26 protein-coding genes and 1 riboswitch are annotated in these 24,039 nt (G+C 60.9%); of the genes, 21 read left to right on the top strand and 5 right to left on the bottom strand.

The window, feature by feature from the left end:
* Positions 1–32: 32 nt before the first annotated feature.
* The 5 genes from AB4N33_RS13790 to AB4N33_RS13770 all read left to right on the top strand — a co-directional run bounded on the left by AB4N33_RS13790 (position 33) and on the right by AB4N33_RS13770 (position 4,299).
* On the top strand, positions 33–1,106 hold the full coding sequence (locus AB4N33_RS13790; RefSeq protein ID WP_476457563.1) for an AI-2E family transporter: 1,074 nt from the start codon (positions 33–35) through the stop codon (positions 1,104–1,106).
* Between the two features lie 229 nt (positions 1,107–1,335).
* Positions 1,336–2,040: a DnaA regulatory inactivator Hda gene (hda, locus tag AB4N33_RS13785; RefSeq protein WP_460117084.1), complete on the top strand. Its 705-nt coding sequence runs from the start codon at positions 1,336–1,338 to the stop codon at positions 2,038–2,040.
* Positions 2,041–2,253: 213 nt separating this feature from the next.
* Entirely contained in the window at positions 2,254–2,883 is a 630-nt protein-coding gene (locus AB4N33_RS13780) for a C40 family peptidase (protein WP_460117083.1), read from the top strand.
* Between the two features lie 213 nt (positions 2,884–3,096).
* Entirely contained in the window at positions 3,097–3,630 is a 534-nt protein-coding gene (locus AB4N33_RS13775; protein WP_460117082.1) for a C40 family peptidase, read from the top strand.
* Between the two features lie 15 nt (positions 3,631–3,645).
* Positions 3,646–4,299, top strand: coding sequence for an O-methyltransferase (locus AB4N33_RS13770; protein WP_476457562.1), 654 nt, complete (start codon positions 3,646–3,648; stop codon positions 4,297–4,299).
* Positions 4,300–4,434: 135 nt separating this feature from the next.
* Here the strand turns inward: AB4N33_RS13770 and AB4N33_RS13765 are convergent, their stop codons facing one another.
* The gene (locus AB4N33_RS13765) at positions 4,435–5,748 is read right to left on the bottom strand and encodes a PQQ-dependent sugar dehydrogenase (protein ID WP_476457561.1); all 1,314 of its coding nucleotides are present in this window, start codon (positions 5,746–5,748) and stop codon (positions 4,435–4,437) included.
* A gap of 68 nt (positions 5,749–5,816) precedes the next feature.
* Positions 5,817–6,401, bottom strand: a complete 585-nt coding sequence (locus AB4N33_RS13760) for a hypothetical protein (RefSeq protein WP_476457560.1) — start codon at positions 6,399–6,401, stop codon at positions 5,817–5,819.
* 154 nt (positions 6,402–6,555) lie between these two features.
* Positions 6,556–6,770: riboswitch (cobalamin riboswitch) on the top strand.
* A gap of 83 nt (positions 6,771–6,853) precedes the next feature.
* Here AB4N33_RS13760 and cobO point away from each other — a divergent pair.
* From cobO to AB4N33_RS13690, 14 genes are all read left to right on the top strand, one after another.
* Complete coding sequence (gene cobO / locus AB4N33_RS13755) at positions 6,854–7,465, top strand: cob(I)yrinic acid a,c-diamide adenosyltransferase (RefSeq protein ID WP_075948452.1); 612 nt, start codon at positions 6,854–6,856, stop codon at positions 7,463–7,465.
* On the top strand, positions 7,462–8,844 hold the full coding sequence (locus AB4N33_RS13750; RefSeq protein ID WP_476457559.1) for a cobyrinate a,c-diamide synthase: 1,383 nt from the start codon (positions 7,462–7,464) through the stop codon (positions 8,842–8,844). The genes cobO and AB4N33_RS13750 overlap by 4 nt, the downstream gene beginning before the upstream one ends.
* Positions 8,841–9,491 (top strand): 5,6-dimethylbenzimidazole synthase, encoded by a 651-nt coding sequence (gene bluB / locus AB4N33_RS13745; protein WP_476457558.1) that lies wholly within the window; start codon positions 8,841–8,843, stop codon positions 9,489–9,491. Before AB4N33_RS13750 ends, bluB begins: the two co-directional genes overlap by 4 nt.
* A complete protein-coding gene (cbiB, locus tag AB4N33_RS13740; protein ID WP_476457557.1) occupies positions 9,488–10,396 on the top strand; it encodes an adenosylcobinamide-phosphate synthase CbiB in 909 nt (302 codons plus the stop codon). The genes bluB and cbiB overlap by 4 nt, the downstream gene beginning before the upstream one ends.
* Positions 10,389–11,381, top strand: coding sequence for a threonine-phosphate decarboxylase CobD (gene cobD / locus AB4N33_RS13735; protein ID WP_476457556.1), 993 nt, complete (start codon positions 10,389–10,391; stop codon positions 11,379–11,381). Before cbiB ends, cobD begins: the two co-directional genes overlap by 8 nt.
* Positions 11,378–12,850 (top strand): cobyric acid synthase, encoded by a 1,473-nt coding sequence (locus tag AB4N33_RS13730; protein WP_476457555.1) that lies wholly within the window; start codon positions 11,378–11,380, stop codon positions 12,848–12,850. Before cobD ends, AB4N33_RS13730 begins: the two co-directional genes overlap by 4 nt.
* Before the next feature lie 122 nt (positions 12,851–12,972).
* Positions 12,973–13,494 carry a bifunctional adenosylcobinamide kinase/adenosylcobinamide-phosphate guanylyltransferase gene (gene cobU / locus AB4N33_RS13725; RefSeq protein ID WP_476457554.1) on the top strand — a complete coding sequence of 174 codons (522 nt, stop codon included), beginning with the start codon at positions 12,973–12,975 and terminating at the stop codon, positions 13,492–13,494.
* Complete coding sequence (gene cobT, locus AB4N33_RS13720) at positions 13,491–14,546, top strand: nicotinate-nucleotide--dimethylbenzimidazole phosphoribosyltransferase (protein ID WP_476457553.1); 1,056 nt, start codon at positions 13,491–13,493, stop codon at positions 14,544–14,546. The genes cobU and cobT overlap by 4 nt, the downstream gene beginning before the upstream one ends.
* Positions 14,543–15,118, top strand: coding sequence for an alpha-ribazole phosphatase family protein (cobC, locus tag AB4N33_RS13715; RefSeq protein ID WP_476457552.1), 576 nt, complete (start codon positions 14,543–14,545; stop codon positions 15,116–15,118). The genes cobT and cobC overlap by 4 nt, the downstream gene beginning before the upstream one ends.
* Before the next feature lie 2 nt (positions 15,119–15,120).
* Positions 15,121–15,852 carry an adenosylcobinamide-GDP ribazoletransferase gene (locus tag AB4N33_RS13710; RefSeq protein ID WP_476457551.1) on the top strand — a complete coding sequence of 244 codons (732 nt, stop codon included), beginning with the start codon at positions 15,121–15,123 and terminating at the stop codon, positions 15,850–15,852.
* A 169-nt stretch (positions 15,853–16,021) separates the two neighbouring features.
* Positions 16,022–16,426 (top strand): MarR family winged helix-turn-helix transcriptional regulator, encoded by a 405-nt coding sequence (locus AB4N33_RS13705; protein ID WP_460117068.1) that lies wholly within the window; start codon positions 16,022–16,024, stop codon positions 16,424–16,426.
* Between the two features lie 54 nt (positions 16,427–16,480).
* The gene (locus AB4N33_RS13700; RefSeq protein ID WP_460117067.1) at positions 16,481–17,689 is read left to right on the top strand and encodes an MFS transporter; all 1,209 of its coding nucleotides are present in this window, start codon (positions 16,481–16,483) and stop codon (positions 17,687–17,689) included.
* Positions 17,686–17,808, top strand: a complete 123-nt coding sequence (locus AB4N33_RS13695; protein ID WP_460117066.1) for a hypothetical protein — start codon at positions 17,686–17,688, stop codon at positions 17,806–17,808. Before AB4N33_RS13700 ends, AB4N33_RS13695 begins: the two co-directional genes overlap by 4 nt.
* A 53-nt stretch (positions 17,809–17,861) precedes the next feature.
* A complete protein-coding gene (locus AB4N33_RS13690) occupies positions 17,862–18,413 on the top strand; it encodes a glutathione peroxidase (RefSeq protein ID WP_476457550.1) in 552 nt (183 codons plus the stop codon).
* A 136-nt stretch (positions 18,414–18,549) separates the two neighbouring features.
* Here the strand turns inward: AB4N33_RS13690 and AB4N33_RS13685 are convergent, their stop codons facing one another.
* From AB4N33_RS13685 to AB4N33_RS13675, 3 genes are all read right to left on the bottom strand, one after another.
* Positions 18,550–19,827, bottom strand: coding sequence for an OmpP1/FadL family transporter (locus tag AB4N33_RS13685; RefSeq protein ID WP_460117064.1), 1,278 nt, complete (start codon positions 19,825–19,827; stop codon positions 18,550–18,552).
* Between the two features lie 147 nt (positions 19,828–19,974).
* On the bottom strand, positions 19,975–20,457 hold the full coding sequence (locus AB4N33_RS13680) for a hypothetical protein (RefSeq protein ID WP_460117063.1): 483 nt from the start codon (positions 20,455–20,457) through the stop codon (positions 19,975–19,977).
* 375 nt (positions 20,458–20,832) lie between these two features.
* Positions 20,833–21,057: a hypothetical protein gene (locus AB4N33_RS13675; protein WP_008031832.1), complete on the bottom strand. Its 225-nt coding sequence runs from the start codon at positions 21,055–21,057 to the stop codon at positions 20,833–20,835.
* A 982-nt stretch (positions 21,058–22,039) separates the two neighbouring features.
* On the opposite strand from AB4N33_RS13675, the gene AB4N33_RS13670 reads away from it, so the two are divergent.
* Together AB4N33_RS13670 and AB4N33_RS13665 are read left to right on the top strand one after the other, a co-directional pair.
* Positions 22,040–22,363 (top strand): SEL1-like repeat protein, encoded by a 324-nt coding sequence (locus AB4N33_RS13670; protein ID WP_460117062.1) that lies wholly within the window; start codon positions 22,040–22,042, stop codon positions 22,361–22,363.
* Between the two features lie 196 nt (positions 22,364–22,559).
* Complete coding sequence (locus AB4N33_RS13665) at positions 22,560–23,903, top strand: DNA recombination protein RmuC (RefSeq protein WP_460126788.1); 1,344 nt, start codon at positions 22,560–22,562, stop codon at positions 23,901–23,903.
* Positions 23,904–24,039: the final 136 nt, after the last annotated feature.

Raw genomic sequence — 24,039 nt, 5'->3', positions numbered from 1 at the left:
TTTTCTCTGGATAGATGCAGATGGAGTGGTACATGGCCGATACGCGGCGTTGGTTCTGGTTGGGTGGAGTGGTCCTGCTCTGTGCTTTTATCTGGTTGTTGCATCCGATTCTGACGCCATTTTTGGTGGCGTTGCTTTTGGCTTACCTGTTCGACCCGCTGGTGGATCGGCTGGAACGGGTCGGGTTATCCCGTACTTGGGGAGTGGTGGCGGTGTTTACCCTGTTCACCTTGATTGTGGTTGCCTTGCTGCTGGTGCTGGTGCCGATGCTCGCCAAACAGCTCGTTCGCCTGTATGAGCTGGCGCCGCAGATGCTCGACTGGCTGCAGCACACCGCGCTGCCGTGGGCGCAATCGAAGTTCGGCTTGTCGGATGGTTTCTGGAAGTTCGACAAGGTGAAGGCCGCCATCAGTGAGCACATGGGCCAGACCACTGACATCGTCAGTGTGGTGCTGAGTCAAGCAACGGCCTCCAGTCTCGCGTTGATCGGTTGGCTGGCCAATCTGGTGTTGATCCCGGTGGTGAGCTTTTACCTGCTGCGTGACTGGGATTTGATGATGGCCAAGATTCGCAGCCTGCTGCCCCGTGATCGCGAAGAGCGAGCCGTGGCGCTGGCGGGTGAGTGCCATGAAGTGCTGGGCGCTTTTGTGCGCGGGCAATTGCTGGTGATGCTGGCGTTGGGCGTGATCTACGCCGCGGGCCTGATGCTGGTCGGATTGGAGCTGGGCCTGTTGATTGGCCTGATTGCCGGGTTGGCGGCCATCGTGCCGTACATGGGCTTCGTCATCGGGATTGGCGCCGCGCTGATTGCCGGTCTGTTCCAGTTCGGTGGCGATCTGTACCCGATGATCGGCATCGTCGCCGTATTCATGGTGGGGCAGGCGCTGGAGGGCATGGTGCTTACGCCGTTGCTGGTGGGGGATCGGATTGGCCTCCACCCGGTGGCGGTAATCTTTGCGATCCTGGCCGGCGGCGAGTTGTTCGGCTTTACCGGTGTGCTGCTGGCGCTGCCGGTGGCGGCGGTGATCATGGTGCTGGTGCGCCACGTGCACGACTTGTACAAGGATTCGGATATCTACAGCGGCGCCGATGACCCTGAGCTCTAGCGCCTGTCGATGCGCTGCTTGGGGTGGCCTGGTTCATGACCGGGCTGCCCCATGCCTTCGCGTGGCTGTCACATGCGCCGCCAAAGAAACCCTCGGAAATACGGCGTAATAACGCAAACCTTTGATTTTGCTTGTGGTCTGTCGGATTGTGCGGCCAGCCTCACGGGTATAAACTTCGCGAACTTTACACAGAGGCCACTAACGGTTCATTTGGAACCGTTCAGTCAGCATGAAACCGATTCAGCTGCCCCTAGGTGTGCGTCTGCGTGATGACGCTACCTTTATCAACTACTACCCAGGCGCCAATGCCGCTGCACTCGGCTATGTCGAGCGGCTTTGCGAAGCCGACGCCGGCTGGACCGAAAGCCTGATTTACCTCTGGGGCAAGCACGGGGTAGGGCGTACGCATCTGCTGCAGGCCGCGTGCCTGCGTTTCGAACAGATGGGTGAACCAGCGGTTTACCTGCCGCTGGCCGAGTTGATGGATCGCGGCGTTGAAATTCTCGACAACCTCGAACAGTACGAACTGGTCTGTCTGGACGATTTGCAGTCGGTGGCCGGGCATGCGGACTGGGAAGAGGCCCTGTTCCATCTATTCAACCGTCTGCGCGACAGCGGGCGGCGGCTGTTGATTGCAGCTTCGACCTCTCCGCGCGAATTGCCGGTGAAGCTCGCCGACCTCAAATCACGCCTGACCCTGGCACTTATCTTTCAGATGCGACCCTTGTCCGACGAAGACAAACTGCGCGCGTTGCAGCTACGCGCGTCTCGTCGCGGCCTGCACCTGACTGACGAAGTCGGGCATTTCATCCTGACTCGAGGCACTCGCAGCATGAGCGCATTGTTCGACCTGCTCGAGCAGCTCGATCAGGCCTCCCTGCAAGCCCAGCGCAAGCTGACCATCCCTTTCCTGAAAGAAACATTGGGCTGGTGAGCCCCGGTTTTTCAGGGCTTTCGGCATATTTCAGGCGTCAACAAACCCGCGTTCATACAGGGTGTAGGCCGCGTAAGCGTCTAAATGGGGCTTAAGCGCTTAGATGTAAACGCGAAAACGAAAAGTCACAAAAGTTTTGATTGAATTTGCAAATGAGGTCGATAGCGGGCATAGTCTCGGCTTCTTTACAACTATGAAGTCACGGTCGTGCCCATGCTAAAGCGCTTCGCACCCCTCGTGCCCCTCGCACTCGTTACCCTGTTGTTCGGTTGCGCCGCCCACACCCCAGTGTCGGAGCAGGCTCCTCAACAGCAGGTCAGCAAAAATTCGGTTACCGCACAATCTTCCGCCGAGCGTTTCCAGCAAGAACTGGAAACCGACAAGGAACTGGCCAACTTCGCCGACGGCAAGTCGTACCAGCTTCCGGTCCTGGCGGACAGCATCCTCGAGCGCGGTATGTCCCTGATCGGTACCCGCTACCGTTTCGGCGGCACCTCCGAGGCTGGCTTTGATTGCAGCGGTTTCATCGGCTATCTGTTTCGTGAAGAGGCTGGCATGAACCTGCCACGCTCCACTCGCGAAATGATCAACGTCGATGCGCCACTGGTTTCCCGTAGCGCGCTCAAGCCGGGCGATCTGCTGTTTTTCGCTACCAACGGCCGTCGCGGTCGTGTGAGTCACGCCGGGATCTACCTGGGCGACAACCAGTTCATCCACTCCAGCAGCCGCAAAAGCGGTGGTGTACGGGTCGATAGTCTGGGCGACAGCTACTGGAGCAAGACCTTCATCGAAGCCAAGCGTGCACTCGCCATGGCGCCGACAGTGGTTACCGCACGCAAGTAATGTTTGATTCGGTCGCCATATTCATGGCGGCCACTGCCGGGCAGTAACCGCACTGGTTACATGGTGAACTTAAAGTCTTACTTGAAGTTTGCCCCATAGGCGCTAGAATCCTGATCTATTATTGATGGCAAACCGCCTGCGTCTTGCGCAGGCGGTTTTCTTTTCTGTCGCTTGGGCAGAAAAAAGCCGCAGACAGATCAGGATGCCCTGCTTATGACGATGTCGGCCCGCCTCGCACTCATGCTCCTCGCCGCGCTGCTCAGCGCTTGCGCCAGCCGCACGCCACCTGCGCCTGTGGTTCGCGCGCCGATTGTCTTTGGTACGCCACAGCCGTCCTCACCCGAGGCAGAAGACGTGTTGTTTCGCGCTCTGGGCCTGGTCGGCACACCTTATCGCTGGGGTGGCAACACACCGGATTCCGGTTTCGATTGCAGTGGCCTGATTGGTTACGTCTATCGCGACGCCGCCGGTATTTCGTTGCCGCGTACGACTCGCGAAATGATCAGCATGCAGGCGGCCGATGTCGGCAAAGAAGGCCTGCAAAGTGGTGATCTGGTGTTCTTCGCCACCAATGGCGGCTCTCAGGTGAGTCACGCCGGGATCTACGTTGGTGAGGGTCGATTTGTCCATGCGCCGGCCACCGGTGGCACGGTCAAGCTCGACAGCTTGTCCAAGGCGTATTGGCAGAAAGCCTACCTGAGCGCAAAGCGTGTTCTGCAACCCGAGCATCTGGCGCGCAACCCCTAGTCTGGAGAGGTTGTCATGACCGCTCGCACGCTGAATCTCGATGATGCCCTGTACCAATACCTGCTCGACGTTTCCCTGAGGGAAACGCCGCTGCTCAAACGGCTGCGCGACGAAACCCAGGCGCTGCCCATGGCGCGCTGGCAGGTGGCCCCGGAACAGGGGCAATTCCTTGCCTTGCTGGTCAGGCTGATCGGTGCAAGACGAATTCTGGAAATCGGCACTTTCACCGGTTACAGCGCGTTGTGCATGGCGGCCGCCTTGCCGGATGACGGTGCACTGATCTGCTGTGATGTACCCGGCGACTATAATGTCATCGCGCGTCGTTACTGGCAGGAGGCGGGCCTGGACGAGCGGATTGACCTGCGGCTGGCGCCTGCGCTGCACACCCTGTCTCAGTTGGATGAGCCAGGGCAGTTCGATCTGATCTTCATCGATGCCGACAAGGCCAACTACCCCCACTATCTTGAGCATGCCCTGCGTCTGTTGCGCGTTGGCGGCCTGGCGGTGTTCGACAACACGCTGTGGAGTGCGCGGGTGCTGGAGTCAGCGCCCGAAAGCGCTGACACCCGCGCGATCCAGGCGCTCAATCGTGCGTTGAAGGATGACGCGCGAGTGGACCTGTCGCTGTTGCCACTGGGGGATGGGTTGACGCTTTGTCGTAAGCGCTAGAGGCCTTCACGCGCGCCCTGTAGGAGCGAGCATGCTCGCGATGGACTGGAAAACGCCGCTGGGTGTCAGATAGCCAACGTTTTCGTTGACGATCATCGCGAGCATGCTCGCTCCTACAGGAAGCAGGGCGCTGCATCACTTGAGCGCCGACACCCGCCACACCTTGTTCCCCACATCATCGGCCACCAGCAGGTCGCCTTGCTGATCGATCACCACGCCCACCGGGCGACCCATGGCTTTCTCTTCGTCATTGAGAAAACCCGTGAGCACATCCACTGGCGCGCCGCTCGGTTTGCCCGCGCTGAAGGGCACGAAGATCACTTTGTAGCCACTGTGCGGTTTCCGGTTCCACGAGCCATGCTGGCCGACGAATGCGCCTTCCTTGAATTGGGCCGGCAACGTATTGCCTTCTGCGAAGGCCAGGCCCAATGAGGCGGTATGCGGGCCGACTGCGTAATCCGGTGCAATAGCCTTGGCCACCAGGTCTGGATTTTGAGGTTCTACGCGTACATCGATGTGCTGGCCGTAGTAACTGAACGGCCAGCCATAGAACGCACCTTCCTTCACCGAAGTGATGTAGTCCGGCACCAGGTCACTGCCGATTTCATCGCGCTCGTTGACCGCTGTCCACAGCGCGCCGCTCTGCGGTTCCCACGCCATGCCGTTGGGGTTGCGCAAGCCCGAGGCGAATATCCGGTGGTTGCCAGTGGCGCGATCCACTTCCCAGATCGCCGCGCGTCCTTCTTCCTTGTCCATGCCGTTTTCGCCGACGTTACTGTTGGAGCCCACCGTGACGTACAGCTTGCTGCCGTCCTTGCTTGCGATGACGTTTTTTGTCCAATGGTGATTCAGCGTGCCACCCGGCAGGTCAATCACCTTCATGGGTTGGGATTTGATCGTGGTGTCGCCTTGCTGGTAATTGAAACGCAGCAGTCTGTCGGTGTCGGCGACGTACAGGTCATTACCCACCAGTGTCATGCCGAAGGGCGAGTTGAGGTTTTCCAGGAACACGGAACGGATTTCGGCGATGCCATCGTGGTCTTTGTCGCGCAGCAACGTGATGCGGTTGGGGCTGGGTACGGCAGCCCCGGCACGGCTCATGACTTTCTTGGTGATCCAGCCCTTGATGCCTTTATCGTCATCGGGTTTGGGCGGCGCATTGGTTTCGGCCACCAGCACGTCGCCGTTGGGCAGTAAGTAGAGCCAGCGTGGGTGATCGAGGCCTTCGGCAAATGCAGCCACCTGAGTGCCCGCTGCTGCCGTCGGTTTGGCGCCGGCCGGCCAGCCGATGGCCGGGGCGATGTTCATTGTCGGGAACAGTGTCTTGTTCGGTTCTGGCAGTTGCGGGGATGGGCCGGTGCCGTCGGAGACCTGTAGGGTGGAAGTTTCACCGCAGGCAGCGAGCCCGGCGGCCATGGTGATGACGAGAGCGAGCTGGGGCTTGCGCATGCTGAACTTCCCTAAGAATGCAGTGACCTGATCAGTAGAGAAGCGCAAGCCCGAGATGGTTCAACCGGTCAGCCGTGAGCTTCCTTGAACAACACCGCGATGCCCGGATGATAGTTGCCCGCTTCGTTGCGTAATTTGCGGTAGGCGTAGGGGAAGTACCAGGCGACCGCGCAGGAATGTTCTTTTTGCAGGTCATCGACCATGTCCTGCAGCTCTTCCGGCGTGGCGCCGTGCTGGGCTTTTTGCGGGGCCACGAACAGGCAGCCCAGTTTCAGGTCGCTGCTGTAGCTGATGCGCTTGGCGTCGCTGGTGATTTCCGCCAGCGCCTGGGTCAGGTTGAGGCTGTTGACCCGTGGCCAGCGTTGAGTGGCCTGAAGATACGCGCGCGTTTCGCTGGAGGCGATGAGCAGATTGGCGCGGGCGTTGCGTTCGCCTTCCTCAAGCTGCTTGCGGGTCTGGGTGTCTTGCAGGGTGACCATTTCGGCCATCCAGGCGGCGGCCGCGAGCAAACCCAGATTGGCTTTTTCGTCGTACCAGTAAGGCGTGTCGTTATCGCCCCGTACGGCGTTGTAGCGGTCTATACAGTCAAACCAGCGTTCCAGCAGCGGGCGCAGGAATTCCAGTCGCGGATTGCTGATAATCATGCCTTGCATGGTGCTCACCCTTGTTCTTGTGATGTGGGGTTGTGGCTCTTTGATATCACTGCTGGGAGTCTGGCACAAGATTGGCGTCATTTTATTGATCGACGGCAGTTATTCATCCGCCAGCGTCCCGGCTTTAATTGACGCTCCACCCCCAACCCTCTAACCTTCGCGGCTTGTTTCAGGTGCTCTGTGACCCAGGTCGGCAGAGTGAAACAGGGAAGCCGGTGAGTGCGTGCACGATCCCGGCGCTGCCCCCGCAACGGTAAATGAGTGAAAGCTGCGCCTTGAGCCACTGTGTCGATCGCGACATGGGAAGGCGCGCAGTCCGGCGTGATGCCGCTCATGAGCCCGGAGACCGGCCTGATTCAATCCAGCGACATCACGGTGGGCGATGTCGGGCTTCTTGCCATCTGTTTCTTGTGCCTGCCCGCCGTTATCCCGCCTCAACGGAGAGCTCCCCCATGACCGATACCCCAGATCGTGACGAACGCCATTTGGCGCGCATGTTGCGTAAAAAAGCCGTGATCGACGAACGCATCGCCAACTCGCCAAACGAATGCGGCCTGCTGCTGGTGCTCACCGGCAATGGGAAAGGCAAAAGCAGCTCGGCGTTTGGCATGCTCGCCCGTTCCATGGGCCATGGCATGCAGTGCGGCGTGGTGCAGTTCATCAAGGGTCGCAACAGTACCGGTGAAGAATTGTTTTTCCGCCGCTTCCCGGAGCAGGTGCGTTTCCACGTGATGGGCGAAGGCTTTACCTGGGAAACCCAGGACCGCCAGCGTGACATCGCTGCCGCCGAAGCGGCCTGGGCGGTGTCCCGCGAGTTGCTGCGCGATCCGTCGATTGGTCTGGTGGTGCTGGATGAGTTGAACATCGCTCTCAAGCACGGCTACCTCGACCTCGATCAGGTCCTCAGCGACCTGCAAGCGCGTCCGCCGATGCAGCACGTGGTGGTGACCGGCCGCGGCGCCAAACCCGAGATGATCGAGTTGGCCGACACCGTTACCGAAATGGGCATGATCAAGCACGCCTTCCAGGCCGGTATCAAGGCGCAGAAGGGCGTTGAACTGTGAGTGAGCCACGTCATTGCCCGGCGGTATTGATTGCCGCGCCGGCCTCCGGTCAGGGCAAGACCACCGTCACCGCCGCCCTGGCGAGGTTGCATCGCAACCAGGGGCGCAAGGTGCGCGTCTTCAAGTGTGGCCCGGACTTTCTCGACCCGATGATCCTCGAGCGCGCCAGCGGTGCGCCGGTGTATCAATTGGACATGTGGATGGTCGGCGAGCAGGAAAGCCGGCGACTGTTGTGGGAAGCCGCCGCCGAGGCTGACCTGATTCTCATTGAAGGGGTCATGGGCCTGTTCGACGGTACCCCGTCCAGCGCCGACCTGGCGCGTCACTTCGGTGTGCCTGTACTCGCGGTGATTGACGGCACGGCCATGGCGCAGACCTTTGGCGCCCTGGCACTGGGCCTGGCCCGCTATCAACCGGACCTGCCGTTTGCCGGTGTGCTGGCCAACCGGGTCGGCACCCTGCGCCATGCGCAATTGCTCGAAGGCAGCCTGACCGAAGGTTTGCGCTGGTACGGCGCGCTGTCCCGGGAAACCGGAATCGAGCTGCCGAGCCGACACCTGGGCCTGGTTCAGGCCAGTGAATTGAACGATCTGGATCTGCGTCTCGATGCTGCTGCCGATGCCCTGGCCAGCAGTTGCGAAGTCGCGCTGCCGCCCGCCGTGGCGTTTGCGGCCCCCGAAGTGATCGCGGTCGATCCTTGGCTGGCCGGCGTGCGCATTGCCGTGGCGCGTGATGAAGCCTTTGCGTTCACCTATGGCGCCAGCCTGGACCTGCTGCGGGCGATGGGCGCCGAGTTGGCATTCTTCTCGCCGATTCGCGACACGCAACTGCCGCTCGCCGACAGCCTCTACTTGCCCGGCGGTTACCCGGAACTGCACCACGTGGCGCTGGCGCAGAACACGTCGATGCTAGAAGCGATCCGCGCCCACCATGCAGCCGGCAAACCGTTGCTGGCCGAATGCGGCGGCATGCTCTACCTGCTTGATTCGTTGACCGATGTCGAGGGCACTCGCGCCGAGTTGGCCGGCTTGCTGGCGGGGGATGCGGTGATGCAGAAACGCCTGGCGGCGCTCGCCTTGCAGGCGGTTGAATTACCGGAAGGCTCGCTGCGCGGGCACACCTATCACCATTCGCTGACCACCACCGAGCTGGCTCCGATTGCTCGCGGCCTGAGCCCGAACGGGGGGCGCGGCGCGGAGGCCGTTTATCGTGAGGGGCGGATGACGGCTTCTTATGTGCATTTTTATTTTCCGTCAAATCCTCCTGCGATTGCTGCGCTTTTTGCGCCGGACCTTACGGACGCCATCGCGGGCACGCCCGCTCCTGCAGGGGGCGAGTGTATTGGTGTAGGAGCGGGCTTGCCCGCGATTAGGCCATGACCGACAACGCCTTCTCCGAGGCCGAACGCCAAGCGGTCTACCGAGCCATCGCCGAACGCCGCGACATGCGTCACTTCACGGGTGGCACCGTAGAACCTGAGCAACTGCGGCGCCTGCTCGAAGCCGCGCACCAGGCGCCGAGCGTTGGCCTGATGCAGCCGTGGCGCTTCATCCGCATCAGCGACCGCAGCCTGCGCGGCAGGATCCAGTCGCTGGTGGAGGAAGAACGCATGCGCACCGCTGAGGCCCTCGGCGAGCGCAGTGACGAATTCATGAAGCTGAAAGTCGAAGGTATCAACGACTGCGCCGAGGTGCTGATTGCGGCGCTGATGGACGACCGCGAACGGCATATTTTCGGCCGCCGCACGTTGCCGGAAATGGACATGGCCTCGTTGTCCTGCGCGATCCAGAACCTGTGGCTGGCATCCCGCGCCGAAGGGCTCGGCATGGGTTGGGTTTCGTTGTTCGAGCCCCAGGCCCTGGCTGACCTGTTGGGGCTGCCCGCCGGGGCCAAGCCTTTGGCGATTCTGTGCCTGGGGCCGGTCGAACAGTTTTATCCGGCACCGATGCTGGTGCTTGAAGGCTGGGCGCGGGTACGTCCATTAAGCGAAATGTTGTATGAGAATTATTGGGGAGTGAGTCAATGAGTGTGGCGTTGTTGAGTGTCGCTGCGGTGGCGCTGGATGCGCTGCTGGGCGAGCCCAAGCGCTGGCATCCGCTGGTCGCCTTCGGCCGTTTTGCCGACCGCATCGAACAACGTTTCAACGGGGGTGGTCGCGGCTGGCGCAGTCATGGCGTGACGGCCTGGGTGATTGCGGTCGTGCCGCTGACCTTGCTCGCCACGGCTTTTTCCTGGGCGCCTTATGTGGGTTGGATCGTCGAGATTCTCGCCCTCTATTGTGCGCTTGGCTTGCGCAGCCTGGGGGAGCACGTCGAGCCGGTTGCCAAGGCTTTGCGTAGCAATGATCTGGAGCAGGCGCGCCAGCGTGTCGGTTATCTGGTCAGTCGCCAGACCACTGAGCTGGATTCAACCGAAGTGGCCCGCGCCGCCACTGAATCGGTCCTGGAAAACGGCAGTGACGCCGTCTTCGCGGCGTTGTTCTGGTTTGCCGTGGCCGGCGCGCCAGGCGTGGTGCTCTATCGCTTGAGCAACACGCTGGACGCGATGTGGGGCTATCGCAACGAGCGTTTCGAACGCTTCGGCTGGGCGGCTGCGAAGATCGACGACGTGCTCAACTACATTCCTGCCCGATTGGTGGCGTTGACCTATGCACTGTTGGGCAAGACCCGACTCGCATTCAAATGCTGGCGCACACAAGGCCCGACCTGGGACAGCCCGAACGCCGGTCCGGTGATGGCCGCCGGGGCAGGTGCCCTGGGGGTCGAGTTGGGTGGGGCGGCGATTTATCACGGTGAGTTGCACCCGCGTCCCCAGTTGGGCGAAGGTGTGCCAGCGGACGCCGATTCCATTGATCGAGGCTGGCAACTGGTCCAGCGCGGGGTATGGTTATGGTTGCTGATTCTGTGTGTGGGAGCTGAATTTTATGCTTGAACACGGTGGTCGGTTGCGCAAGGCGGCGCTTGAATACGGCATTGCCGAAGCGGATTGGCTCGACCTGTCCAGCGGCCTTGCGCCCTGGCCGTTTGCCGTGCCGGACATTCCGCTGCGCGCCTGGGCGCGGTTGCCGGAAGCCGACGATGGCCTGGAGCAGGCGGCCTGCGAATACTACGGCGCCTCGCAGGTGCTGCCGGTAGCGGGCTCGCAAATGGCGATCCAGTTGCTGCCGCGTTTGCGTCGGGCCGGCAAGGTCGGAGTGCTGTCACCCTGTTACGCCGAACACGCCGAGGCCTGGCGCCGCAACGGCTACATCGTGCGTGAGGTGGTGGAACAGGAAGTCGATTTTTTCATCGACAACCTCGATGTGCTGGTGGTGGTCAATCCGAACAATCCAACCGGCTTGTGCATCGCGCCTACGCGTTTGCTGGAATGGCATTCCCGGTTGGCTCAACGGGGCGGCTGGCTGGTGGTGGACGAGGCGTTCATGGACAACACGCCGCAATTGAGCCTGGCACCTTTTTCCCATCAGGTCGGCCTGGTGGTGCTGCGCTCCTTTGGCAAGTTTTTTGGTTTGGCCGGCGTGCGCCTGGGGTTTGTCCTGGCCGAGCGCAAGTTGCTCAAGTTGCTTGCCGAACAAGTCGGACCCTGGGCCGTCAGTGGGCCGACCCGTGTGTTGGGGCGAGTCTGCCTGCTGGATAAACAGGCGCATGCCAGTCAGCGCGCGCGCAGCGATGCCGCCAGTGAGCGGCTGGTGACGCTGCTGGAAAAACACGGTTTCAAACCCCAGGGCGGTTGCGCCCTGTTTCAGTGGCTGAGCACCGAACACGCCGAAGAGTTGCATGAGTTCATGGCCCTGCGCGGCATCCTGCTGCGCCTGTTCTCCAGCACCAGCAGCCTGCGCTTTGGCCTGCCGGGCGAGGAAGCTGATTGGTTGCGGCTGGATCAGGCATTCGAAGCCTTTGCCAGGGAAAAACGATGACTGCGCTCCAGCCCCGGGGCTCCACCTTGATGGTACAGGGCACCACGTCCGACGCCGGTAAAAGCACGCTGGTGACGGCCTTGTGTCGTTGGGTCACTCGCCAGGGCGTCGAGGTGGTGCCGTTCAAGCCGCAGAACATGGCGCTCAACAGTGCCGTGACCGCCGACGGTGGCGAGATCGGTCGCGCACAAGCCGTGCAGGCCCAGGCGGCTTATCTCGAACCGCACACCGACATGAATCCGGTGCTGCTCAAGCCCAACAGCGACACTGGCGCCCAGGTGATCATCCACGGCCGTGCGGTCACGACGATGAATGCGGTGGCATACCACGACTACAAAGCCATCGCGATGGAAGCGGTGCTGGCTTCGCACCAGCGCTTGAGCGCGGCGTATCCAGTGGTCATGGTCGAAGGCGCGGGCTCGCCGGCAGAGATCAACTTGCGTGCCGGCGACATTGCCAATATGGGCTTCGCCGAGGCGGTGGATTGCCCGGTCGTGCTGATCGCCGATATCAATCGCGGCGGCGTGTTCGCGCACCTGGTCGGCACACTGGAGCTGTTGTCGCCCAGTGAGCAGGCTCGGGTCAAAGGCTTCATCATCAACCGTTTTCGTGGCGACATCGCCTTGCTCCAACCGGGACTCGACTGGCTGCAGGCCCGCACCGGCAAACCGGTGATCGGCGTCTTGCCCTACGTGATGGACCTGCATCTGGAAGCCGAGGACGGCATCGACCAGCGTCAGGCCGACAAGGCCGATCAGGTGCTCAAGGTGGTGGTGCCGGTGTTGCCGCGTATCAGCAACCACACCGATTTCGATCCACTGCGCCTGCACCCCCAGGTGGACTTGCAATTCATCGCCCCCGGCCAAGCCATTCCCCCCGCCGACCTGATCATTCTTCCCGGCTCCAAAAGCGTGCGCAGCGATCTGGCGTACTTGCGGGCGAATGGCTGGGACACTGCCATCACCCGCCACCTGCGTTACGGTGGCAAGGTGTTGGGGATCTGCGGTGGTCTGCAAATGCTCGGTGAACAAGTCCACGATCCGCTAGGCCTTGAAGGCGCGCCCGGTTCCAGTGCCGGCCTTGGGTTGTTGGCGTTCGAGACTCGGTTGGAAGCCGACAAACAACTGCGCAATGTGCGTGGGCGCCTGGTGCTGGAGGATGCGGACGTCATGGGTTATGAAATTCATGCCGGCGTCACCACCGGGCCAGCCCTGGAGCAAGCGGCCGTGTTCCTGGATGACGGTCGCTGCGATGGCGCGCAGAGTGCCGACGGGCAGATTTTCGGCACTTACCTGCATGGCTTGTTCGAGTCGCCGGCGGCGAGTGCTGCATTGTTGCGATGGGCAGGGCTGCGGGATGTGCAGGAAGTCGATTACCACGGGCTGCGCGAGCGGGATATCGAACGGTTGGCGGATCTGGTGGAGAAGCATCTGGATACCGGGCTTTTGCGCAAGCTCTGTGGGATTTGAGTTGTTCCTGCCGGCTCATCGCGGGCAAGCCCGCTTCTACAGGTTTGGTGAACGACACGGTAGGAGCGGGCTTGCCCGCGATGAGGCCAGTTGCCTCACCATCTATTTTTCAGGATGTCTCAATGCTCCAACTGATCCTCGGCGGCGCCCGCTCCGGCAAGAGCCGCCTGGCCGAGAAACTCGCCGCCGACAGCACCCTGGCTGTGACCTACATTGCCACCAGCCAACCGCTGGACGGTGAGATGAATGATCGTGTGGCCCATCATCGCGCCCGGCGACCGGCCGCGTGGGCGCTGATCGAAGAGCCGGTGCAGCTCGCGCGCGTCCTGCGTGAAACCGCCCGGGCTGACCGTTGCCTGCTGGTGGATTGCCTGACCCTGTGGATGACCAATCTGCTGATGCTCGACGACGCCGAACGCCTGGCGAGCGAGCGGGAAGCGTTGCTGGACTGCCTGGCGGACCTGCCGGGCGAAATCATTTTTGTCAGCAACGAGACCGGAATGGGTGTCGTGCCGCTGGGCGAATTGACTCGCCGTTATGTCGATGAAGCCGGTTGGCTGCATCAAGCGCTGGCTGAACGTTGCCAGCGCGTGGTGCTGACCGTCGCCGGCTTGCCCCTGACTTTGAAAGGAAACGCGTTATGACCCCATCCTGGTGGTTGAATCCATGCAAGCCCATCGACGCCCAGGCCGTCGAACAGGCGCAGGCTCGCCAACAACAGCTGACCAAACCCGCCGGTTCCCTCGGTCATCTTGAATCGGTGGCGGTGCAATTGGCCGGTATGCAGGGGCGGGTGAAACCAAGCCTGGACCAGGTATGGATCGCCATTTTTGCCGGTGACCATGGCGTGGTGGCAGAGGGTGTGTCGGCGTTTCCCCAGGAAGTCACTGGGCAGATGTTGCTCAACTTCGTCAGCGGTGGCGCGGCAATCAGCGTGCTGGCGCGCCAGCTCGGCGCATCACTGGAAGTGGTCGACCTTGGCACGGTGACGCCGGCGTTGAACCTGCCGGGTGTGCGTCATTTGAACATCGGCCCGGGCACGGCGAATTTTGTCCAGGGTCCGGCCATGAGCCAGGTTCAGGGCGAACTGGCCTTGCAGGCCGGCCGCGACAGCGCTCGCCGCGCCCTCGAGCGGGGCGCGCACTTGTTCATCGGCGGCGAGATGGGAATAGGCAACACCACAGCAGCCAGTGCGTTGGCCTGTGCCTTGCTCGATTGCCCGGTCACCCACCTGACAGGCCCTGGCACCGGACTGAACGCTGCGGGTGTCAGCCGTAAGGTGCAGGTCATCGAACGGGCGTTGTCCGTGCACGAGGCCCAGCGCGGCGATGCGTTGCAGACCCTGTTCAACCTTGGCGGGTTTGAGATCGCCGCACTGGTGGGTGCGTACCTGGCGTGCGCCCAGGAAGGGATCGCCGTGCTGGTGGACGGGTTCATCTGCAGCGTCGCGGCGCTGTTGGCGGTACGCCTGAACCCGCCGGCGCGCCAGTGGATGCTGTTTGGTCATCGTGGTGCCGAGCCGGGTCATCGTCATGTGCTGCAAATGCTGGAGGCCGAGCCGGTGCTGGAGCTGGGTCTGCGATTGGGCGAGGGCAGTGGTGCGGCGCTGGCCGTGCCGGTGCTGCGCCTGGCGTGTGATCTTCACGGGCAAATGGCGACGTTCGCCGAGGCGGCCGTCGCGGATCGTCCGGCATGACCTTGCGCCTGGACCTGCTGCGCCACGGCGAAACTGAACTCGGTGGCGGCCTGCGCGGCAGTCTCGACGATGCGCTGACCGACGCCGGTTGGGCGCAGATGCGTGCGGCGGTGGTTGCGCAGGGGCCCTGGGATCGGCTGGTCAGTTCACCCTTGCAGCGTTGCGCGCGCTTTGCTGAAGAACTCGGCGAGCAACTGGGTTTGCCCGTGCAACTGGAGGTCGATCTGCAGGAACTGCATTTCGGCGCCTGGGAAGGGCAGAGCGCAGCCGCGTTGATGGAGACGGATGCCGAAGCGCTCGGCTTGTTCTGGGCCGATCCCTACTCGTTCACACCGCCGCAAGGGGAGCGCGTCGAGGACTTTTCGGCGCGGGTCCTGGCCGCCATTGCGCGGCTGCACGCAGCCCATGCCGGCGAACGGGTGTTGTTGATCAGCCACGGTGGGGTCATGCGCCTGCTGCTGGCGCAGGCACGTGGATTGCCACGCGAGCAGTTGCTCAATGTGGAAGTCAGGCATGGCGCGCTGTTTTCTTTAAACGTCACACCCGGCGTCCTTCTCAAGGAATTGATCTGACCATGTTGCCGTTCTGGATCGCCCTGCAATTTCTCAGCAGCCTGCCGATTCGCCTGCCAGGCATGCCAGCACCCCAGGAGCTGGGGCGTTCTTTGCTGTTTTATCCGCTGGTGGGGTTATTGTTCGGGGTGATCCTCTGGACGTTGAACGGCTTGTTGCTCGGTGCGCCATTGTTGCTGCACGCGGCGCTGTTGCTGACGGCGTGGGTGTTGCTCAGTGGCGGCTTGCACCTGGATGGTCTGGCCGATAGCGCCGACGCGTGGCTGGGTGGTTTCGGTGATCGCGAGCGCACACTTGCGATCATGAAGGACCCGCGCAGCGGCCCGATTGCGGTGGTCACGCTGGTAGTGGTGTTGTTGCTGAAATTCTGCGCGTTGCTGGCGCTGATTGAGCAACAGCACGCGGTGCTGCTGATCATCGTGCCGGTAATCGGTCGCAGTGCGTTGTTGGGGCTGTTTTTGACCACGCCTTATGTGCGGGCGGGTGGTTTGGGGCAGGCGTTGGCGGATCATTTGCCGCGTTTGGCCGGCAAGCAGGTGTTGGCGGTTAGCGCTTTGGCGTGCGTGTTGATCGGTGGGCTCAGTGGGGCTTTTGCCGTCGTGTTGGCGGCCTTGGTGTTCGTCTGGTTGCGACGGGTGATGCTGCGGCGGCTGGGAGGGGCGACGGGGGATACGGCGGGGGCACTGCTGGAGTTGCTGGAGGTGGCGGTGTTGGTTGGGGTTGTGTTGGTCTGACGTTGTTGTGTGAGGGAGGAGACCGCTATCGCGGGGCAAGCCCGCTCCCACCATTTGACTTGTATACACCAGGCCCAATGTGGGAGCGGGCTTGCCCGCGATAGCAATCTAACTTACAACACCATTTTTGAAACTTGATTTAACTGATTCGCGGGTATATACACGCACCATGCTCGACTCCCAATGTTTATGCATCAACCTGCGTCGCGCCGCTCGTGGCGTCAGCAGGCATTACGACGGCGCTCTCGATGGCTTCGGGATCAACGTCGCCCAGTATTCTTTGCTGTGCAATCTGCAGCGCCTGGACCAACCGAGCATTTCCAGCCTGGCCGAAGCCATGGGCCTGGACCGTAGCACCCTTGGGCGCAACTTGCGGGTGCTGGAAGGCGAGGGCCTGGTGATGCTGGTCGAGGGCGAAGACATGCGTAACCGCATCGTCAAGCTCACCCAAACGGGTGCTGAACGTCTGGTGGCGGCCTTGCCGGCTTGGGAAGCCGCGCAACAACGATTGGTCGAACGCCTGGGTGCCGAGAAACGAGAAACCTTGCTCAAGCTGCTGGACGAACTGGCCTGAGGCCTGTTTTTCCGACTTTAAGCGGGTATATACCCGCTACCGGAGAATAAGAATATGACATCGATGTGGCGTACTTGCGGCTGGGTTCTGTTGGGGAGTGCGTTGATTCTTGCGTTGTCCCTGGGCGTACGGCATGGCTTCGGGCTGTTTCTGGCGCCGATGAGTGCCGAGTTTGGCTGGGGGCGTGAAACCTTTGCCTTTGCCATCGCGTTACAAAACCTGATCTGGGGCCTGGCCCAGCCCTTCACCGGCGCGTTGGCCGATCGCTTCGGTGCGGCGAAAGTCGTGCTGATCGGTGGTGTGCTGTACGCCTCGGGCCTGGCGTTGATGGGGCTGTCGGATTCTGCATTGACCCTGTCGTTGAGCGCCGGTCTGTTGATCGGCATTGGTCTTTCAGGCACATCGTTCTCGGTGATACTCGGCGTGGTGGGGCGTGCGGTCCCGCCGGAGAAACGCAGCATGGGCATGGGGATCGCCAGCGCGGCCGGTTCCTTCGGTCAGTTCGCCATGTTGCCCGGTACGCTGGGATTGATCGGCTGGCTGGGTTGGTCGGCGGCGTTGCTGGTGTTGGGCCTGCTGGTGGCCATGATCGTGCCGTTGGTGAGCATGCTCAAGGACAAGCCATTGCCGGCGGCCGGCCACGAACAGACCCTGACCGAAGCACTGCACGAAGCCTGCTCCCATTCCGGGTTCTGGCTGCTCGCGTTCGGCTTCTTCGTCTGCGGTTTCCAGGTGGTGTTCATCGGCGTGCACCTGCCAGCCTACCTGGTGGATCAACATCTGCCCGCGACGGTTGGCACGACGGTGCTGGCGCTGATCGGCCTGTTCAATATCTTTGGTACTTATACAGCGGGCTGGCTTGGCGGGCGCATGTCCAAGCCACGTTTGCTCACCGGCCTGTATTTGCTGCGGGCGGTGGTAATCGGACTGTTCCTGTGGGCGCCGGTCACGACCACCACGGCCTATCTGTTTGGTATGGCAATGGGCTTCCTCTGGTTGTCGACGGTGCCATTGACCAACGGTACGGTGGCGACCTTGTTTGGCGTCCGTAATCTGTCCATGCTCGGTGGGATCGTGTTCCTGTTCCACCAGCTCGGCTCGTTCCTCGGCGGCTGGCTGGGCGGGGTGGTGTATGACCGAACCGGGAGCTATGACTTGATCTGGCAAGTCGCGATTCTGTTGAGCCTGATGGCTGCCGCGCTGAACTGGCCAGTGCGTGAACGGCCTGTGGCGCGCCTGCAAACGCAAATGAGCGCGACATGAATAGCCTGTGGCCGCGGGTCGCCGTTGCGGCCGCTGGCACCCTGTTGCTGGCCCTGGCGTGGTGGGGCTGGCACCGGGGCGGGCTGGCGTTGATGCAACTGGGCATGGGTGCTTGCTAGCGCAAGCCCAGGGCGAGTAAGTTCGTTGCAGATGACTTGAAGGATGACTGGATATGTTGATGCGCTGGCTTGCTGTTCCCGCGTTACTCCTAGCCGTTGGCGGTTTGGCGCAGGCCGCCGAATGCCCGGAGCTGTTGCAGGGCTCGTTGCCGAAACTGCGCGCCAAGGAGTCCATCGATTTGTGCCAACGCTTCGCCGGCAAACCGCTAGTGGTCGTCAATACCGCCAGTTTTTGCGGCTTTGCCCCACAATTCAAGGGTCTTGAGGCGCTCAATCAGCGATACAAGGACCAGGGGCTGGAGGTCATTGGCGTCCCGTCCAATGACTTCAAGCAGGAGTCCAAGGACGGCGAAGAGACCGCCAAGGTCTGCTACGTGAACTACGGCGTGACATTCACCATGACCGAGCCGCAGAAGGTTCGTGGTGATGACGCCACGCATCTGTTCCGGGTGCTGGCAGCCCAGAGCGGCGCGCCGAAGTGGAATTTCTATAAATACGTGGTTGATCGCAAAGGCCACGTGATCGCCAATTTCTCCAGCCTGACCAAACCGGATGATCCGGCCTTCATCAGCGCCGTGGAAAAAGCCCTGGCTTCACAGCCCTGATCTTCATGCATTCTGTAGGAGCGAGCACGCTCGTGATGGAGGTTTAGGCCCCGCTGGGTGTCAGGCATCCAGCGTTATCGTTGACGACCATCGCGAGCATGCTCGCTCCTACAGGGACAGGTTCAGGCGTTGATCATCAGAAGCGGTAAGTTGCGCCTACACCAAAACCGTTTGCCGAGTTTTCATACTTGGAGCTATACGACTGGTTGCGAGGTGCACCGTTGGAGTTGTTCACCGTCACCGACTCTTCTTTCAGGTACGAGTACGCCACGTCGATGGTCAGGTCGTCGGTCGGGCTCCAGCCGGCGCCCACGCTGAAGATCGTGCGATCGCCAGTCGGGATGCGTGGGGAGCGGTGTTCGTTGTTGGTCGGCGACTGGTCGAAGGACAGGCCGGTACGCAATACCCACTGCTTGTTCAACTGGTAGGAAGCACCGATGGCGTGAGCCCAGGTGTCGTGCCAGTCTTGCTCTTCAGTGATGGTGCCGAACTGGGGACGCAGTGCGGCTGGAACGCCATCGTTCTCAACCGAGATCTCCTTCAGGCGGCTCCAGCGGGTCCAGGTGCTGCCTGCGTAGAGGGTCCACTGGTCGTCCAACTGGTGAGTCACGGAGAAATCAACCGACTCAGGGGTGGAGATGTCCAGGGAGGCGTCGTACTTCTGGTTCGGATTCTGGCCTGCAAGGGCGAGACCGACGTAGCTGACCTTGGTGTCGCCGTCGAGTTTGTACTTCACTTTCGAGTGGTAGGTCATGCCCAGGCGAGTGCTGTCGGTGGCTTGAACCAGTACACCCACGTTGAAGCCCAGGGCAGTATCGTCACCCTTGATGGTCACAGTGCCGTCCGGACCCCGAGGGTTCAGCGACAGGTTTGATTCCAGTTTGCCGTCGATGCGGTTGATGGTCGGCCCGAAACCGATCGACACCTTGTCGTTGAAAGCGTAGCTGATGGTTGGCTGGACGGTCACGATCTTGACTTCGCTTTTGCTGCCGAAGTACTTGCCGGCAAAGCCGTTCTCGTAGTCGGTTACCAGGCCGAACGGCGCGTATACGCCCAGGCCGAATGCCCAATGGTCGTCGATTGGCTTGACGTAGTAACCCATAGGTACGCCCATGAACGGAACCATGTCACCTTTATTGGTGCCGCGGTTCGGGCTGGAGCTGGCGTCGCTGATATCGGTGTGTGCGTCAATGAATGCAACACCGCCGGTCACTTGTTCGCGCTTGAGGCGCGCCATGCCGGCAGGGTTGCCAAATACGGTGGATGCGTCGTCGGCAGAAGAAGAGCGCCCGGCAAAACCTGTCCCCATCCCGCTGATGCTTTGTTCGTTGAGGGCGAAGCCACTCGCAAAGATCTGGGTGGAGGCGAGGGTAACGGCGAGGCTAAGGGTGGTTTTGAGCATGACTTTTTTCATTATTAGAACTCCTGATGATCACCGGGGCGGAAATTACCAACATTTTCGTCCGGGCGCTATAGGCTGTATCGCTTGAGTTAGAGCGGTTTTGTAGGACAATCCAACCAGATTCGCGGCATGTTGCACGATCTTTCGGAGCGGGGTGTATCAGCAGGCGACCTGATTCAGCGGTGAAACACAGGTTTGCCAGGCATAGGTGAAGTCTCTGAGGCGTCCTTGCGGCTGAAAGGTCTGGCGCCAGATGCGCGCCATGCCCAACAGGTCGTCGGCTTCGGGGAGTGGAGTGTTCTGTTCTTCCACCAGCAGCCAGGCGATGGCTGTGGCGTAACGCAGGTTGACGGTCAATTCAATGTGGGGGCCACTGAGGAAAGCGTGTTGGCTGGCCAGCCCGCGGACCAGGCTGGCGCGTTCCGGGTCCAGTGCCAGGTAATCGTCCCACAGCGCCTGGTGGCGGGGTTCGGCAATCCGGTACAGGCCATGGCCACGGCGGTCATGCAGGGCGGAACCAAGGGCGGACTGACTGGCGGCGATGCCCAGCAACAGGGATTCGGCGGTTGCGTTATGGCGTCCAAGGTAGATCAACGTCGGACGGATCACATAACGGCACAGTTCGCTGGCAGCGATACCCATAACACCCTCGGAACATGAAGTGGTCGGCGAGTCCTGAGAGGGAGCGTTGGCAGCGGTGGATAAAGACTCAGGCTCGCCGGAAGCGGATCAAGCCGCTTGAGTTGAAGTCTAGTGTCATATTCGCGTTGTAAAGGATTGTTTTTAAAATATTTCTGATTGGCAGTTATAAACGTTATATCGATTGGGACTTAGTCGCTGAGAAACACAAGGCAATAAAAAGCCCCGCTTTTAGGGCGGGGCTTTCGCTTTCGCTGCACTCTGTAGGAGCGAGCATGCTCGCGAATGGAGGTCGGTGCACCGCGGGCATTCAGGCATCCCGCGTTTTCGTTTACGTCCATCGCGAGCTTTTGCTCGCTCCTACATGGCGTGGCAGTGTCAGGCGACCAGCGCCTGGCGAGTACGCTCGATCACGGCCTGCAGCGGCTCGGCGCTGGAGTACTGGTCGGGGTACAGGCGTTCGCTGTGACGAGCGATGCCGTGTTCGTTGACCAGCGTAAAGCTGAAGCAGCCTTTGCGAGCGGCCATGATCAGGCAGTTCATCGGAGCAAAAGCATTGGTGAGGGTGCGGATTGCATCCTGTGTATGGATTTGAGTAGTCATTAAAGGTGTTCCTGCAAGCGACACGGATATGAACCGTGCAAAATTAAAACGTTCCAGTAACGACGACCACCATTGGTCGAACGAAGAACCCGACTGGAACAAAGCAGCCAGTTTGAAGCGCTGATTAAATTGGCGCGCTTGGGCTGGCAGGTAGGTACTTAGGAGGGCAGGCATCACATCGAGGGCAAAGGTTCTGGGCCCGGGGTGAAGATCCTGATCAATTTGCAGGTTGGTTCGGTCAGAGTAAGGGGCTTCGCAACACCCTTTGATTGCGATTCAAAGGTCGTGTTGGCGCAAGTTTTACCTGGAAACCATCGAGGTGGCCGATCCCGCTTGTTCGGTGGGCTTCTGTGCAAGAAGGCATGCCGGGGGGATTTGTTCGACCAGAATTGACTTTCAGCTTGGTACTAACGCCGCGGATAGTAACGGATCGAACGGAGAAAGGGAAGGGTATCGATCAATTACCTTTGAGTAGGCCTCTGGGCTCAATCCCCCTGCGGCATTTCCCGGGGCTTTTTTGCCCCGAAATGGCCCGGAATCCGACAGTCGGTCAATGACGTTCGTCGCCCAAAAGGCGGCCTTAGGCCAGGGGTTGCCAAGGTTTATCCCCAGATTAAGTAACAAAACGCGCCGAAAAAGCGCATCCATATAACCGCCCTGGAGGTACTTGTGCACATTAGTTGCGCAACCTGTAACCTCGCTGTCACATCGCCCTCAAGCGCAATGGCTGCCTGCAGGAAAAATTTAAGTCAATGAAAAACATCGCTTTTTTTTACTGGTGAAAAAATCGTCAGTTTGACTGCGAGCCCCATTCCATAAGGCTTTGCGGGAGTTCAAGGGCGGTTGTCCACTGAGTTATCCACAGCTTCTGTGGATTGTCCCGAGCGCTTGCTCTAGGACGGGCGTGCCGGGATTTTTTAGACTTTACCTGTAAGAAAAAGAGAGTAGAGTGGCGCGCCTCCGATTTGCCCCACAGTGCTTTATGAAGTTTCGCTCCGTATCAGTTTCTGCCACCTCAAATCCTTCCAGTGTTACCCCACCTAAACGCATATCGATGCGCGTAGCCGAGTGGCTGCTCGACAGTCCACGCCTGGGTGACAACACCAATGTCAAACATTTCGCCGGACGTTTGCTCAAGCAGCCAGCTCGCGAAGGGGTGGTGGCCGCGCAAAGCCGCCTCGGCCAGTTAATGTGCCGCGAGTGTGGCAATGCCCGGGATCGCCGTATCGGCCAGGACCTCCTGCGCCAGGCGGCTCGAGCCGGTGACCGCCGTGCCCAGAAGGAACTCGGGTTGATCGAAGACTGAGCTGTCCAAGACCTGACGCCTTGGTTAACCTTCAATTTTCAGCGGATGGGCAGGAATGGCAATGGCGATGGACTTGACCAGCATATTGCTGGGTCTGGCAGGGGCCGCACTGCCGTTGTTGGCGTTGGCCTGGCAACTGCAACGCCGGGCGAGCCATTCGCAGTCGGACGTTGCCCTTTTGGAAGAGCGCCTGGCCATGGCTCAGATGGCCCAGAATGGCTTGAACGCGCAACTTGAAACCTGTCGCGACGAAATAGCCGATCTGGGGCAGGCTAACACCGCCAGGCAGGCTGAACTGGCCGCCCTGCGCCGTGAAGTCGAACTGCTGCAGATCGAGCGTGACGATGCCCGTGACGCTGCCCATGCCTGGAACATCGAGCGCGCGGGCAAGGAGGCCGAGCTGCGTCGTCTGGATGCGCAGGCCGCCTCGCTGAATGCAGAACTGCGTGAGCAACAGGAAAGCCACCAACAGCGCCTTAATGACCTGCAAGGCTCGCGAGACGAGCTGCGTGCCCAGTTCGCCGAACTGGCCGGCAAGATCTTCGACGAGCGTGAGCAGCGTTTTGCCGAATCCAGTCAGCAACGTTTGGGGCAGTTGCTCGATCCGTTGAAGGAGCGCATCCAGTCGTTTGAAAAACGCGTTGAGGAAAGTTACCAGGCCGAGGCTCGCGAACGCTTTTCCCTGGCCAAGGAGCTGGAGCGCCTGCAACAGTTGAATCTGCGCCTGAGCGACGAAGCCACCAACCTGACCCGCGCGTTGAAAGGCCAGAAAACCCAGGGTAACTGGGGCGAGCTGATTCTTGAGCGGGTGCTGGAACACGCCGGCCTGGAGAAAGGGCGCGAGTACCAGACCCAGGTCAACCTCAAGGGCCCGGACGGTGAGCGCTTTCAGCCGGATGTGATTATCTACCTGCCGGGCGACAAGCAAGTGGTGGTCGACTCCAAGGTCAGCCTGACCGCCTATCAGCAATTCGTCGCGGCTGAAGATGACGGCATTGCCCAGATCGCCATCAAGCAGCACGTGCAATCGTTGCGCAGCCACGTCAAGGGGCTGGCCGGCAAGGACTACAAGCGCCTCGACGGCCTGCACAGTCTGGATTTCGTCTTGTTGTTCGTGCCCATCGAGGCGGCGTTTTCCGCCGCGTTGCAGGCCGAGCCGAGCCTGTTCCAGGAAGCGTTCGACCGCAACATCGTGATTGTCAGTCCGACCACCCTGCTGGCCACGCTGCGGGTGATCGACAGCTTGTGGAAGCAGGAGCGCCAGAGCCAGAACGCCAGGGAAATTGCCGAGCGGGCAGGATGGCTGTACGACAAGTTTGTGTTGTTCATCCAGGATCTGGACGAGGTCGGAAATCGCTTGCAGCAGCTGGACAAAGCCTACAGCGCGGCGCGCAACAAGCTGACAGAAGGTCGCGGCAATCTGGTCAGTCGTAGCGAGCAACTCAAGTTGCTCGGGGCGCGCGCCAGTAAAAGCCTACCGGCGGATTTGCTGGAGCGGGCGATGACGGATGTCGATGGGTTGGTCGAGCTGCCTGAATAAAACCCCAGCAGGTGTCCGCATCCCCCCTGTAGGAGCGAGTTTACTCGCGATGGTCGTCAACGATGACGCTGGACACCTGACACCCAGCGGTGCCTGGGCCTCCATCGCGAGCAAGCTCGCTCCTACAGGTCTCCGC

This window comes from Pseudomonas sp. S1_E05, assembly GCF_056337105.1.
The sequence above is the reverse complement of the archived record's forward strand: the minus strand, read 5'-3'. Positions and strand labels throughout refer to the sequence as shown.